Origin of the sequence: Treponema sp. OMZ 305 (assembly GCF_024181325.1) — a bacterium.
Classification (GTDB): domain Bacteria; phylum Spirochaetota; class Spirochaetia; order Treponematales; family Treponemataceae; genus Treponema.
In genome coordinates, this window is sequence record NZ_CP051300.1 from 946,772 (window position 1) to 959,827 (window position 13,056).

A 13,056-nucleotide genomic window follows, 5' to 3' on the forward strand; every position below is an offset into this window, starting at 1 on the left:
TGATGTCCGCCGAAGTTACGCTTTCTTCTTCCCCTTACTAAGAGCGGCGATCCATTCTTCTTTACGCGCAGGACGCATGATACGAATGCCATCCATTGCCGTGCGAATAGCTTCCGAAAAAGCCGCTTTTGCAGACTTGTCGATAACACGTACAACGGGAAAACGAGGATCTTCCGAATTACTGTCGATTACCTGTGCAACAGTGTTATTTGAAAGGTATACAAAACTACCGATAGGGAAAAACGACAGTGCATTTAAGAATGCTTTTAGAACCTCTTCATCATATTGCGAAGGTTCACGCCGTAAAACATTTAATAATCCCGTCGCAGGATCGTCGGCTTTCTTATACTTACGTTCGCCGGTCATCGCTTCATAAGAACAGACAACTGCCAGAATCTTTCCGTAAAGAGAAATTTTTTCACCGGTCAGCTTTTGCGGATACCCCGTACCGTTTTCCCGTTCATGATGATCCAGTGTACCGAGACAAACCGGTAGCGGAAATTTAGCTTTCTTTAATATTTTACAGGAAAGAACCGGATGCACATGCAGATATTTTTTTTCCTCATCCGACAGCTCTCCCTCTCTGGAATAAATGTCTTCGGCAATATGAATAAGACCTATCTCATGCAGTAAAGCGGCAATTGCCAATTCAACCAGCTGATGATTTTGCATTTTAAGTTCCATACCGACTATGATAGCAAAAACCGCCGAGCGAATCGAATGGGTAACAAGAAAATTGTCCACGTTATACGGCATAATCGATTGCAAAATAAGTACGGCTTGCCGGTTTTCTTGTACAAAAGTACAGAATTCCTTCATCTTGGCGGTTACATTTTCGGTATCGAGCGCCTGCCTGTTCCGATAGGCTCCATACACTTCGTCGGTAAAAGCATAAAATTTTTGATAGGTTCTTTCTACTAACTCGCCGGAAAGTTTTTGATCGGTTAGGACTTGACCTTTGTCGGATGCATCGCTTTTTTCTTCCCCCTTATTTTCTTTTTTTTGAGGGTTTTCTTCGGTGGCGTTTCCTTTTGTATAGAGAAGCGTAAATTGCCATTCGGAAAGAAGTCTTTTTAATTCATCCGTAAAACAACTTTCCCTTGTAAACAATAAAAACTTTTTATCAATGTACACGTCCTCCGTAAAATATACGGGGGTTTTCAGCTCTAAAAGTTTCAATGTATTCACTTAAATACGCTCCTGTAGTACACTGAAAGTGTGATCAAAAGACTCACACCATCTATTATAGAGATTATAGGAGATTTTGAATGAAATTAAAAGTGCTTATTATTATCTTTAATGCTGTTCTGTTGACTATCTTCTTTACAGTGCTTTCTTTTTCATTCTTTACTGCCGGTACTGAATTTATCGGCAGCTTTTTCAAAAACTATTGGGTATTCGTCCTTTTTTTTATGATTCTCTTGCTGGGAATGAATATATTCTTTATCAACAACTGGAAACTCATAACGACCATTGAATCTGAAGATTGGCCGGCGCTTTCGCTCTATTTGGAAACGGAAATTTTTGAAAAGCATCATCTTACCGCTAAAAAAGTACGGCTGCTGTGTGAAATCAGTATTTTATTGGGGGATTTTGAAATATTAAAACGGCTTGAACGTGTACTCGAAGAGGATAAACCGAAATATCTTAGAACCTTTGGTTCCCGTTTTGCTGCGGCTAAGCTGCTTTCGAACGATTATCAAGGGCTTGCAAACTTTATGGCTCGCATTGTCGGACAACCTCACCAAAGTTCTCCGTGGGTACCATTTTATGATGCATTTTCGGCACAGATGTTAAAACGCTACCGCGAGGCAGCAGAGAAATTTTCATACGTGCTGGAAACGGAGCAAGACCCGCTTGTTCGATTGCTCAGTGTTTATTTTATGGCATGCGGATTATATCATTATATTGATGTGAGCAAAGATGAGGTAGATACACAGATCGAAGAGGAAAAACGGAAATTAAAAAAACGTTCATTGCAGCACTGGAAAAAACATGCACAGAAAGAAAAACAAAATATTCATGTGCTTGTCCTTACAAAAGCAATCGACGATGCGCTAGTTTGGCTTTTTAAGGAAGATGAAATCAAGGAAAACGCATCAGAAACTTTTGCGGATACCCCCGCGCTGATACGTTGACGCAGATGCTCCCATATCCAACGCTTTTGCAAATAGACTGTTAAGCAGTTCTACATCCGTGTATAACTGCTTAACGACGAGATTTGTGCACAACACAAATCTCGCTACTGCTTATAACCACGGACATCCCTGTCCGTTCTGATACGTCGAGGATTTATTGCAGTAGCGGCATGGATGCCGCTGGTTATGTCAGAAGCGATGTTTCGCGGTTACGCGAAACATGATAGTAAAAAAGGGAAGGTTTTCGGGGAGATTTACCCCTTAAACAGTAGTTACCAGTACACAAAAAAGCATCATTGATTAAAAAATCATTACAGCTTTTTCTACACTTGTTTTTTCTATACTGCTATCGTACACCATATTTATAAAAAGTGCCGCCATTTGGGATAAAGCTCTATCAAACTTATGCTCTGCAAAGTGTGCCGCACCGGTCTTAACATCATATCCTCGACTAAATCTGTCCATTGATGTAAGCACCCATCAAAAATTCATTCAAATCCGATTGCCACCGGCTTCCTTTTGAACGAAAATGATCAAGTAAAATCTTATTGAACCGAATTGAAACCTGTTCTTTTACCGGCTTAAAATACTTTTCATTTCCAAAATAAAACCCATCCAGATTACTCAGTTCCGGTATTTCCGATGTATCTATCTGCTCATCAGGGATGGCATTTTTTTCACACTCATTTATTATCTGTGATACTTGCAATTTTTTCATAGTACATCTCCCTTTCGCACTTCAACGCAGGTCGCGCCGATATTATCCGTTTTTTGCTGCCTTTCGGCGTATAAACAACAAAAACAACCAATTGATTCTTTATTCTGCCAAGAACTTGATACCGCTCTTCTTCAAGCATTGAATGAACTACATCATATTTTTCTAAGTAAAAAGGATCATCAAAGACCTGTTTTGCTTCATCAAATGACAATCCTTTATGTTTTTTGATATTCGCTTCTTCTTTTGGTAAATGCCATTCTATATCATCATTCATGTTAAAAAAGTATCACATAAATGTATTTCTGTAAAGCATTCCGTACTTATCATTTTTTCCGTTTTTCATAGATGAACCAGAGGTCTGGGTCAATCCAGTGCCGTAAGGCGCGTATCATAGAATATGAAGGAAATCCAAAAGCCTTTCTACTCTTTAAGTTATACAGCCGATTATAATCTACGCCGTTTTCAGCACACCATGAGTAAGTAAGCGGCTCTAAGTGTTTATACCCTGCTGAATGTTCCCGCACTATGCGATAATCATCCGGTCCTGTAAAGCGCTTCGGTTCCGGTTTTGCTTCCGCCGTTGTTGTTACCCACCATGAAGGAGGAATAACATTCCGTAAACGAAACATCATTTCGTAAGTCGGCTTTGTTACACCAGTAATACTTTTAAAAAAAGTGATATATTCAAGTCCATTCTTAAGTGCAAAGGAGCGAATGCTCTGTCCGGTATTTTTTACAAATTGCGATGCATAAAGTTCACCTTTATCGTCAGCGGCTTGGGTAATAGGCGCTTGGGTAAGATACTGCATCAAGGCCGCTTCGATAATCTTTGATTGTGAAACACCGCTTTCTTTTTCCCGCTCCAGCAGTTTATCATAGAGCGCTTTCTTGATATTTGCGTTTATTTGTTGCATCGTAGTATTCTTCCAAATATACTATCCATCGCAAACCTCTTTTCTATGTCCGATATCTACAACAAAAATAACCATCGTTGTATCAATGATTTTACAAAGAACTCTGTAAGCTCCAATTCGATAACGCCAAAAACCCAAAAGATTACCAACAAGCATTTTTCCACGAACTCTAGGATTATCAAGTAAAGCTACCTCGTCCATATAATCAAGAATTCGTTTTCTTACTGAAGTATCTAATTTTTTTAATTGCTTTCTGGCACCTTCTGAATAATCAACTTTCACAATCCAAACTCCTTACGAAGTTCTTCACTGGAATAAGTTTTACCACCTGTCCTTTCAAACTCTGCCCAAGCAGCAGCAGCAGTTTCATAATCTTCTTGATCTTCAAGACACTCGCGAATAAATCGCTCAACTGCCTTATTCAAAAACCAACTTCTTGTACAACCTCTGCTTTTACACAAAGAATCAACTTGATTAAATAACTGCGGATTAGCACTAAAACTCATACTTACAGTATTTCTAACACCCATAAAACTTCCTTTAGCCTCTCATACAGAGCTATCATCTGATACTACAAATGGTATTTTTCAATAATTTTATTAAAAATATTGAAAGTATTCATATTTGTCAAGTAGTATAGGTTAAAACAACGCTTATTTGTCGGACAAATGGCATGCTATTCTTGCGTCAATAATTGACACAAGGTACTGTTATCGGCTTGAGTAAGCGGAAGCGACGTCTCCGTCGCCGGTATAGACGATACGGAACAATGATCGTTTTCCTTAACGGGCGTTGTGTATCGCCGGTTTATGAGGGCTATCAATGAAGCGATCGGCATAACGTGCAAAACGCATCAGATAATGAATATCGATGGGGGCTTTTATACGAACGGCAATATACAGCCGCCTATTTTTTTTAAAAAAACGCACCGGAGACAGTTGTAAAAAAGATATTAAGGAAGGAGCCGCAAAGGCGAGACGCAACCCCATCGGATCGCGGATAGTCATTTTACCTTCCTGCCTACAAGAAAGAAGAAGTCCATGCTCTGAAATATTTTCAATAATGCAATCATATTCATACCCGTCTATCAAAACTGTTTGATACAGCTGTCTAAGACCAAGTGCTTCCCAGTGTGCAAGACCTGCCGGAAGCCGCCTTTCCCCTCGTTTCTCCGCCGTTTCAAAGCGGCTTTGAAGGGATGTAAGCCTATATGCTAATTCTAACGGTAAGGTACGGCCGAATACTGCCGTGTAATGCCGCCTTTTACCGCGAACACCGGTTAAGTGTACTGGTACTGGTAAACATTCCCCTCGATAGGTAATCAGAAGTTTATCATATCCCTGTCTCGGGGATAATTCCGTAACACAGTAAAGCTGCCACGCTTCTTGAAAGAAAAAGACCGGAATACACGAATGAACTGTCCCTGCTTCCTCAATGACAATCTTTTCAATCCCTAAATAGCTTAATACCTGTTTATCGACATGAATCACAAGGAATACTCCTTTTTCTTTGTTTCAGCATACCAATAGCCGTATTTTTCTAACAACGTAATAAGCGTTCTTTTACTCATCTTGTTTTGATCAAGAAGCAATCCCAACTCTCGATAAAAAAGTGCGTCAAATCCAAAGTACGCTCCATAAGTAAGGTTATCCAAAAGAAATAACATCCGCTTCAGTACATCAATGCGTCTTCCGGTCGCGGTATATAAAACGGTTACCGCAGGCGTCACCAATGGAAGCATTCGTTTGCATCCGGTTTCTTTGCCGTAAATAATGTATGCACGGCGCATAGAGGGGAAGGTGTAAAAAAGAATGACGGGACTTTTATCATCAAAGGTAAAAACGGTCGCATCCGGAAGTGTTTCAACATGAGCGGCGCCTCCGTGTGCAAACAGAGACAGTCCCTTTTTTTCACTCGGAATAGATACGGTAACCATATACTGCAAAATAGCATATTGCAATGATAACTTCAATATATTATACTGATGTTATAACATTATTAACATATTCATATTGTAGGAGGAATTGTATGCAAGAGTTCTTGCCTCCGTCGCCTGAAGTGCTCGTTTTACGTCAAATAACCGAATCATTTCATCTTTCAAATGATGAAGCGGACAGCGCTTTGTTACTTTTGAAAGCCCGTGCCCAAACCCTCGATATGCCATTCGATCAGTACCTTTCAACATATCACCCAAAAGGGTTCGCTATTTCCGATAATAGCCTTCCGGATGAGATAAAAGGGTATACCGCCTTTTTATCCGGTGATGCACGCGCCCTCATTGGCGCTGGGAAAAATGCGGACTTTTTCACTTTTGTCCATGAAGCTGCCCATGTCTTTCGGCGGCAGCTTACCGGAGCGCTGAAAGAGCGGGCGGAAAAAGCGTTTAAGGTCGAAGCGGGCGTTTGGAGTGAAGCACAAGAAGAAGCGTTTGCTATCGGGCTTGAACAGTATATCCGGTTACGCCTTGCCGCCTCAGAAGATCACCGCATTGTCTTTGAAAAAGGCGCTGTATTTACCCAACAGATTTATAACGGTCTCGATCGGATTATCCCGCTTAATCTTGAAATTATCCGTGTGTACGATGAGCTTTTTACTGCCGAGCGCTTCATCTTTAACCAACAACGCTTTGACGAAGCGGTTGATACTATTAATGCGCAAAAAGATGTATCACAGTTTGCGCAAAGTCATCTGTATCTCGGTATGACGTCTCCTATTTATCAAGAACTTGGGTTTGAACGCTTACCGGTGATGATAACCGCTCGTCATATTCAAAATATTATGCAGCCGGAGAAGGAAGGAAGCGCGACCAATTACCACGGGCTTACGCCTGAGATGATAAAACAAATTCCGGATGCGTTAAAAAAGCCCCTGCTTATTATGCAATCGCAGCGGAGCGATAGGAGAGAAGATATTATTACGGTTGTTTCATTAAAGGATAGTGAAGGTAGGCCGATTATTATTCCGCTCTCACCGAATAAAAAAGGATATTTTAATGGTATTGAAGTTGATATAAATCTTGCAAAAACGATATACGGAAAAGACCGCTTTACAAACTTTTTACAAAAAGCCGTACAAGAAAAGAGAGTGCTCTATATAAATGAAAAAAGCCGAGAATTAGCAATCCCGGAACTCCAATTGCTCCGCGACCGAGATTCTCAGCTTCTATATGAGAATATAGCAGCATATCACAATGCTGTCAAGCAAAAAAATCCTGATATTTGGACAGAGAAGAGAGATGGTATCCCCCTTGCCTAAGCGGAACCGGTTAGGCAAAATAGATTAAGCAAAAATACTACCAAGGAGATACCATCGCAATGGATTATTATGCATCTTACAAAAACAGTAAAGACCCCTCGTTGTTGAGAAAAGAGTTGGTCGGCTACGCGCTAAAGTATGGCAACAAAAAAGCTGCACGGCACTTTCAAACAACCGTAAAAACGGTAAGAAAATGGAGAAAACGCTGGCAAGAAAAAAAAGGGGCAGGGCTCAAAGACCTGTCTAAAAAACCTCAAAAAAGCCCTCGCATGATGAAGATGTATTGGCAATTCAAAATAAAAGCTCTCGCAGAAAAAGCAACCGCAGATAATAAGCGCATTAACGGAGCTGTTGAATTAAACGTGAGTATAGCATTCCTTACTCTATTAAGACGGTCGTCAAATATTTAAAACAAAACTACAAACTGCCGAGCAAAAAAACGCATCGAGAAAAAAAGCGGGATATGCGAGAGGTTAAAAATAAATACCGTGCATTTGAAAAAATACAGGTAGATATCAAATATTTGGATGATATTCCTGAATTTTATCACGATTTCATGCAGTTCCACTTACCAAAATACCAAATAACCGCTCGTTGTATCAGAACAGGGGCATATTTATCGGCTACACACAGCAACACAGCACGACCAGTACCTCCATTTTCATCTATCGGCTTTTCACTCATTTAAAGCGATATGGCATCAAGCCCTCTGAAATAACGATCCAAACCGACAATGGCACTGAGTTTACCGCCCCTTGGAACAGCCTAGAAAAAACTCTTTTTACCAAAGTTATTGAGCTTTCTTATGCCGCTACGCATAAAACCATTCCCGTCGGGGCTAAGACCTATCAAAGCGATGTGTAAAGTTCTCATCGGCTTATCGAAGATGAGTTTTACGCCTGCCAGTATTTTTCCAGCGCTCAAGACTTTTTGAAAAAAGCGCATCAGTACCAGAACCACTTTAACTTTACTCGGTTTAACACCTATAAAAATCGAGCCTTTAGACCGCCGAAACAGGTTCTAAAGAGCGCTATCCGCGCTTTGTGTGTAAAAATAGCTTTGTCAATTTTTGCTACAATGAAGGTATGCTCTTTTTCGTGATTGGTATAAATACTGTTTTGATAATGACTTGCCTGTTTTTATCATGTTTCGGCGCCGCCGAAACTCGCCGCCAATGCGCCCAAGGATGGGCGGGGGATAAGTCATCAACAAGTTTTGGGACAAAACTTGTCCTCTACCGATGTACATGGACGTGCATCGGTAGAGAGGTACAAGGATGTACACTTTTGGCAAGGCAACGAAGTAGATATGCCGCCTATTTGCAAAAGAAAAGGACGGCTTAATCAACAGCATTAAACCGTCCTCATTTCGGGTGTATAAGAAACGGCGTCTGGATGTTGATACCGCCGTTTAATGTCCCCTTCTGCTTTTATTATCGGCGGATGTTGCAAAATGTTTAGAAGAATTTTCATTATTTTATAAGGTTCTGCTAAAAAAGGTGTAAAGTTCTTAAAAAGAGGCTTTTTTACCGGCTTTTAAATATTTCATATACCTGTAACGCCATCAGACGAATCCGTTTGTAGACATTTTCAGCAGCTGCAATAGGCTGTAGATCGTTATCTTTGCCGGCTTCGTCGTTAAAAAAGAGCACGGCGACCAAATCTTTCGCAAAACCGTTTTTGATTTTCTCGTCTATTGTGTTGAGCTGTGCAATCAAGGCAGCCTGTTTCCGGGCACTGCTCCCGTTGCCGGAACTTCCACTCTTACGTGTGCCTTCTTCACTGTATTTCGCTAAGCGGTGGCACAACGCTTCTGCCTTTTCCGCTTGGGCTGCAAGACCGGCGGCGCTCTCGGTCATTGTCTTGACCGAAGCGGCTAACAGCCGCTTCCGCGCGCCGCAGCTATCTAAAAATGCTTGGGAGTACACGCTTTTTACGAGCGTCTCCAGCCGTTTATTAATTGCGGCGCGCGGGAGGCCGCCGGTCATGCCCGCAAAATCTTCCGCAGTGCAGGCGGGCATTCCGGGTATGAACACCCCGTGCGGCATAAGGTTAAAGGTTTTAACCACCGGATATTTGGCAAGTGTGCTTTCAAACCACCACGCATAGAGCAGCATACGGCGGTCGGTCAGTACCGTTCCTCCGGCGTAATCCTCGTGCAGCGAAGGAAATGCCGAATATAAGCTATTAAAATTCGCCTGCTCTGCGGAAGCAACGCGGGTAGAGCGGGTATGTACGGCTTCTTCAAAGGTACTGCCTGCAAAGTGCGTTTGCTTACCGGGATAGGCCAAATCCAGTCCCGCCATGATAACGGGCTTGGCGCCGATATACCGCGCAAAATCCCACGCAGTTGTTGCAACCGAACCTCCGGCGGCGAGCGTACAGTCTTTATTGCCGTTCTGTTCTTCACCTTTGCCTTCAAGATAACGGGCAAAGGGCGCCGAAGATTCGGAGAGGAACACTGCGCGGTAACGCTGTCGGAGTACCGCCGGAAAAACCGCCGCCTCGCTGATTAAAATGGACTTGTGTGTATCCAATCCGGCGGTATGCAGGTAGTTCCAATACTGCGGGTCAAAGCTGAGAATAAAATCCGGCGTAATATCTGCCCGTAAACATGCCCGCATTGCCGTATCCACCGCGATAATCAGAAAATCTTTGCCGCTTTTTTTAATCTGCTCAAGATGAGCAGTTAAACTCGGTCCGCCGGCAAGGACGACGGCAGCCGTATCGGAAAAAGCATTTTTAAAACAGTCGATCTTTGCCGTCGTGCAAAGCCTATCGAGGTTTTTTACCGTGTTTTTTAGCCACAGCCTACCGAAGCGTTCCAGCGTTTTTGCATTGATGCTGTTTTTCATTTTATTCCGCTCAAGCAGCGTAAAAAAAGTTCCGTACCACGGCTTATACGCTTCGGCGAGAACGGGCGCTTTAAACAGTATTTTGCCGTTCCATCCCGTTGAAGCGAGAAATGAGGCTGCCTCTTCCGGCTGTGTTCCAATCAGCAGGCTTAAACGCCGGTGCCGGAAAAGGGCGGCGAGGCGGCGGGCGGCCAAGCAACACAGAAAAATGTTGGAGTCCGCTTCGATGATTACCGCTTCGGCAGCGGGAAAGCGTTCGATATACAGCGAAGCAAGATAGCCTAACCCAAGCCCCGTAAAGATACAGCGGCTCTGCGTCTCTGCCGTTTGGAAAAAGTCGGAATCGAGGATACGGCGGGCTTCTTCTTGGGGATTGTATTTGGAGTGCACAAAGCTGACCTTTACCGCCAGCGTCGGTGTATGTTCCATGCCTCTTGCTTTTGCTTGTACTAATCGGTATTCGGGCGGTATAGCTTGTAAACACTGCAAGGCTGTTTCCGGCAAATTGAGTCCGAGTCTTGCCGCCTGTTCGGGAAAGCGGGCGGTAAAGTCCTTACAATTTTGGAGGAATACTTCGGCATCGATGGTAAAGGGTATGCCGACAGAAGCTATTCCGGCGCCGATAGAAGCGCCGTTGTTACCGGCAGAAGCGGCGCCGACAAAACCCGCGCCGTTATTCAAGGGTGAGTTCAATGATCATTCCTTTTACAACCGGCGTTCCCGCTGCCGGACTTTGAGCCGTTACATAGCCGTCTCCGGTCAGCTTAACCGTAATATCGGTTCTGCCTAATAAATCGAGCAGCAGCCGTTTCGGAGTACCGAGCAAATCGGGCATCGTGTCGCCGACGGTTACGGGGGTTTGGCGGTGCGATTTGATAATGCCGGTATGGGTTATGTTCGGAGCATTTGCCCGCCCCATACCGCGATAGTCGATAATTGCATTGGCTGCTTCCGAGATAGCCGGCGCGGCAACCAACGAACCGTAGGTTTCCCCGACGGGACGGATAACCGCCATATACAAAATGACCTGTGGGTCATCGACGGGAAAAATACCGATACAGCTGCTGAGATAATCGGTGGAACTGTAGCCGCGCCCATCCGCTTGCGCCATCTGCGCGGTACCGGTCTTAACGGAAATAGGTACGCCTTTAATCGAAGCCCGAAAGCCGGTACCGTCATCGGCGGCGGTCTGCATATAACCGAGTACCGTTTTTGCCGTTTGCGCTGAAATAACCTGCTCAAGCGGTTTCGGTTTATGCCGGTAGACCGGTTTCCCTGTCGAGTCCAGAATTTCGGACAAAAGACTGAGCTTTAATGTTTTGCCTTTATTGGTAAACGCCGTTGCAGCTTGTACAATTTGCAGGGAGGTAACGCCGATTTCCTGTCCAATCGCAATCGTGTGCTTGGTACGGGTAGACCACGATGATACCGGCGCAAAAATCCCTGCCGCTTCTCCGGGCAGTTCAAGACCGGTTTTTTTTCCAAAGCCGAATGCCCGCAGCTTTTCAGCGAAGGCTGCGGCATCGGTTTTGTCGGCGATCTGCGCCATTCCGTCGTTGCAGGAAAACCTGATAATGTCGCGTGGCGTTACTTGACCGTGTACCCGCAAGCACCGGATCACGTTTTGGTCTTTTTTGTCATTCAACTGACGCGGTTTAAACACAAATTGTGCATCACAGGTGTAGACATCGGAATCCTTCGTTGTGCCAAGTTCTAAAAAGGAAGCTATTGAAAAAATCTTAAAAACGGAACCCGGCTCATAGATAAAATAGGCGGGGCGATCAAACCGTTCCTCTTGAGTGCTGGAAGAAAAACGCGCTAAATCAGCGGAAGGTTCGTTTATGTATGCAAGGATTTCGCCGGTCTTTGCATCGGCAGCCAAAAAAATGACCGCCTCTGCCTTGGAACTCTTCATTGTCCGTTCGGCTATCTGTTGCAGCATATATTGAATGGAAGCATCGATTGTTAAGGCAACCGTATAACCGTCTTTGTCGGCGCCGGCAGTGCCTTCAGGCGGGGAGAGAATGTTTTGCATGGAATATTCAATGCCGGTCAACCCTTTGCCGTCATCGCCCAGATAGCCGATCAGCGTTGACGCGAGTTCATTTTCAGGATAGATGCGGTTTGCTACCGCTTCAAGCCGTAAGCCCTTGAGCCCATATTCCCGTATGGCATCTTTTAAAATCTCTTTTTCATTTTCACTCAACTTCTTCTTTAAATACAAAAAATTCGATTTTGAATCTTGCATTTTATCAAGCAGCTCTGATTCCGAAATTTCAAGAATCGGTGAAAGGATATTGACAAGCCGATTGACGTCGCTAATCAGTGTTTTATTTACCGATAGGTTATACAGCGTTGTCGCCGCCGCTAAGATTTTTCCGTTCCGATCTAAAATTGATCCCCGCTCGCGAACCTTCTTAACGGTGTGTACTTCCGGTTCCGAACCAAGCATCGCCCGCGCATATTTTGCGACAATTAAGCCGGTAAAGATGAGCAAAAGGCCGATAAAAAAGATGATGCGTTTTTTAGAAATAAAATGATTTAGTTCCATAGTAACCGACCGCAGATACTATCAACCGAGACAAACCCGTAATCGCGGGAGTCGCGGGATTGGGGTGCATTATCGCCGAGCGCCAAAATAAAACCGGTAGGAACATATTGTTCGGCGTGCGGTAAAAATCCTCCCAGATTCCTGAATTGGACGTGGTTAAGCGCAACAGTTCTATTATCGTCTAATTTAAGTGAGCCATAACTTTCCGGCGCTTCTTGCGAGGCTGTAATAAAATGCAGTTCCATATTTTCTATTTTTACGCAGCGCTTTACAACATACCGACCGTCGATATGATAGAGCACCGCGTCCCCTGTTTGTGGCATCCCCCAGCGGCAAAGATACCGGTTGGCAGCGGGGAGCGGAATGCCATACGCCAATTTCCATATAACGACAACCTGCCCATCGAAAAGAGCAGGCTCCATCGAATGCCCCGAAATCCGCCTTATATCTAAAACATAGCTTTTTAAAAAGAGAATGCCGCCTATTAACACAAGGAAGCATAGGAATCTTCTTTGAACCGGTTTTTTCACCGGCTAAAGATAGCAAAAAAGCAAGATTTTTTCCAGCGGGGAATAACAGGGCGCTACAGGACATTGCTTTTCAGTATCTTAGGAAGTGCTGATTAA

14 protein-coding genes are annotated in these 13,056 nt (G+C 43.8%); 3 read left to right on the top strand and 11 right to left on the bottom strand.

Going from position 1 to position 13,056, the window contains the following annotated elements; translation table 11 throughout:
* Positions 1 to 15 precede the first annotated feature (15 nt).
* A complete protein-coding gene (locus ABK01_RS04190; RefSeq protein ID WP_253676346.1) occupies positions 16 to 1,188 on the bottom strand; it encodes an HD-GYP domain-containing protein in 1,173 nt (390 codons plus the stop codon).
* 80 nt (positions 1,189 to 1,268) lie between these two features.
* Between ABK01_RS04190 and ABK01_RS04195 the strand changes: the two genes are divergently transcribed.
* The gene (locus ABK01_RS04195; RefSeq protein WP_253676347.1) at positions 1,269 to 2,138 is read left to right on the top strand and encodes a hypothetical protein; all 870 of its coding nucleotides are present in this window, start codon (positions 1,269 to 1,271) and stop codon (positions 2,136 to 2,138) included.
* A gap of 451 nt (positions 2,139 to 2,589) precedes the next feature.
* Here the strand turns inward: ABK01_RS04195 and ABK01_RS04200 are convergent, their stop codons facing one another.
* The 7 genes from ABK01_RS04200 to ABK01_RS04230 form a co-directional block, all read right to left on the bottom strand.
* A complete protein-coding gene (locus ABK01_RS04200) occupies positions 2,590 to 2,856 on the bottom strand; it encodes a BrnA antitoxin family protein (RefSeq protein ID WP_212566197.1) in 267 nt (88 codons plus the stop codon).
* Positions 2,822 to 3,130 carry a BrnT family toxin gene (locus tag ABK01_RS04205; RefSeq protein ID WP_253676348.1) on the bottom strand — a complete coding sequence of 103 codons (309 nt, stop codon included), beginning with the start codon at positions 3,128 to 3,130 and terminating at the stop codon, positions 2,822 to 2,824. The genes ABK01_RS04200 and ABK01_RS04205 overlap by 35 nt, the downstream gene beginning before the upstream one ends.
* Before the next feature lie 49 nt (positions 3,131 to 3,179).
* A complete protein-coding gene (locus ABK01_RS04210; RefSeq protein WP_212566199.1) occupies positions 3,180 to 3,770 on the bottom strand; it encodes a ribbon-helix-helix protein, CopG family in 591 nt (196 codons plus the stop codon).
* 21 nt (positions 3,771 to 3,791) lie between these two features.
* Positions 3,792 to 4,052: a type II toxin-antitoxin system RelE family toxin gene (locus ABK01_RS04215; RefSeq protein ID WP_253676349.1), complete on the bottom strand. Its 261-nt coding sequence runs from the start codon at positions 4,050 to 4,052 to the stop codon at positions 3,792 to 3,794.
* Positions 4,049 to 4,300: a hypothetical protein gene (locus tag ABK01_RS04220; RefSeq protein ID WP_212566201.1), complete on the bottom strand. Its 252-nt coding sequence runs from the start codon at positions 4,298 to 4,300 to the stop codon at positions 4,049 to 4,051. Before ABK01_RS04220 ends, ABK01_RS04215 begins: the two co-directional genes overlap by 4 nt.
* A 252-nt stretch (positions 4,301 to 4,552) precedes the next feature.
* A complete protein-coding gene (locus ABK01_RS04225; RefSeq protein ID WP_253676350.1) occupies positions 4,553 to 5,260 on the bottom strand; it encodes a hypothetical protein in 708 nt (235 codons plus the stop codon).
* Positions 5,257 to 5,742 carry a hypothetical protein gene (locus ABK01_RS04230; RefSeq protein ID WP_212566203.1) on the bottom strand — a complete coding sequence of 162 codons (486 nt, stop codon included), beginning with the start codon at positions 5,740 to 5,742 and terminating at the stop codon, positions 5,257 to 5,259. Before ABK01_RS04230 ends, ABK01_RS04225 begins: the two co-directional genes overlap by 4 nt.
* A 56-nt stretch (positions 5,743 to 5,798) precedes the next feature.
* Here ABK01_RS04230 and ABK01_RS04235 point away from each other — a divergent pair, with 56 nt between their 5' ends.
* Positions 5,799 to 7,025 carry a MuF-C-terminal domain-containing protein gene (locus tag ABK01_RS04235; protein ID WP_212566204.1) on the top strand — a complete coding sequence of 409 codons (1,227 nt, stop codon included), beginning with the start codon at positions 5,799 to 5,801 and terminating at the stop codon, positions 7,023 to 7,025.
* A gap of 59 nt (positions 7,026 to 7,084) precedes the next feature.
* The gene (locus tag ABK01_RS04240; RefSeq protein WP_212566205.1) at positions 7,085 to 7,435 is read left to right on the top strand and encodes a helix-turn-helix domain-containing protein; all 351 of its coding nucleotides are present in this window, start codon (positions 7,085 to 7,087) and stop codon (positions 7,433 to 7,435) included.
* Positions 7,436 to 8,550: 1,115 nt separating this feature from the next.
* Here ABK01_RS04240 and ABK01_RS04245 read toward each other — a convergent pair.
* Genes ABK01_RS04245 through lepB form a run of 3 tightly spaced genes read right to left on the bottom strand, consistent with a single transcriptional unit; the run spans position 8,551 to position 12,921 of the window.
* Positions 8,551 to 10,572, bottom strand: coding sequence for a motility associated factor glycosyltransferase family protein (locus ABK01_RS04245; RefSeq protein WP_212566206.1), 2,022 nt, complete (start codon positions 10,570 to 10,572; stop codon positions 8,551 to 8,553).
* Positions 10,553 to 12,430, bottom strand: a complete 1,878-nt coding sequence (locus tag ABK01_RS04250; protein ID WP_212566207.1) for a penicillin-binding protein — start codon at positions 12,428 to 12,430, stop codon at positions 10,553 to 10,555. Before ABK01_RS04250 ends, ABK01_RS04245 begins: the two co-directional genes overlap by 20 nt.
* The gene (lepB, locus tag ABK01_RS04255; RefSeq protein ID WP_253676351.1) at positions 12,421 to 12,921 is read right to left on the bottom strand and encodes a signal peptidase I; all 501 of its coding nucleotides are present in this window, start codon (positions 12,919 to 12,921) and stop codon (positions 12,421 to 12,423) included. The genes ABK01_RS04250 and lepB overlap by 10 nt, the downstream gene beginning before the upstream one ends.
* Positions 12,922 to 13,056 lie beyond the last annotated feature (135 nt).

Bases quoted from the DNA above. Each gene is read 5' to 3' on its own strand.
- ABK01_RS04240 (WP_212566205.1), top strand. From the start codon at position 7,085: ATGGATTATTATGCATCTTACAAAAACAGTAAAGACCCCTCGTTGTTG.
- ABK01_RS04235 (WP_212566204.1), top strand. From the start codon at position 5,799: ATGCAAGAGTTCTTGCCTCCGTCGCCTGAAGTGCTCGTTTTACGTCAA.
- ABK01_RS04210 (WP_212566199.1), bottom strand. From the start codon at position 3,770: ATGCAACAAATAAACGCAAATATCAAGAAAGCGCTCTATGATAAACTG.
- ABK01_RS04205 (WP_253676348.1), bottom strand. From the start codon at position 3,130: ATGAATGATGATATAGAATGGCATTTACCAAAAGAAGAAGCGAATATC.
- ABK01_RS04220 (WP_212566201.1), bottom strand. From the start codon at position 4,300: ATGGGTGTTAGAAATACTGTAAGTATGAGTTTTAGTGCTAATCCGCAG.
- ABK01_RS04200 (WP_212566197.1), bottom strand. From the start codon at position 2,856: ATGAAAAAATTGCAAGTATCACAGATAATAAATGAGTGTGAAAAAAAT.
- ABK01_RS04250 (WP_212566207.1), bottom strand. From the start codon at position 12,430: ATGGAACTAAATCATTTTATTTCTAAAAAACGCATCATCTTTTTTATC.
- ABK01_RS04195 (WP_253676347.1), top strand. From the start codon at position 1,269: ATGAAATTAAAAGTGCTTATTATTATCTTTAATGCTGTTCTGTTGACT.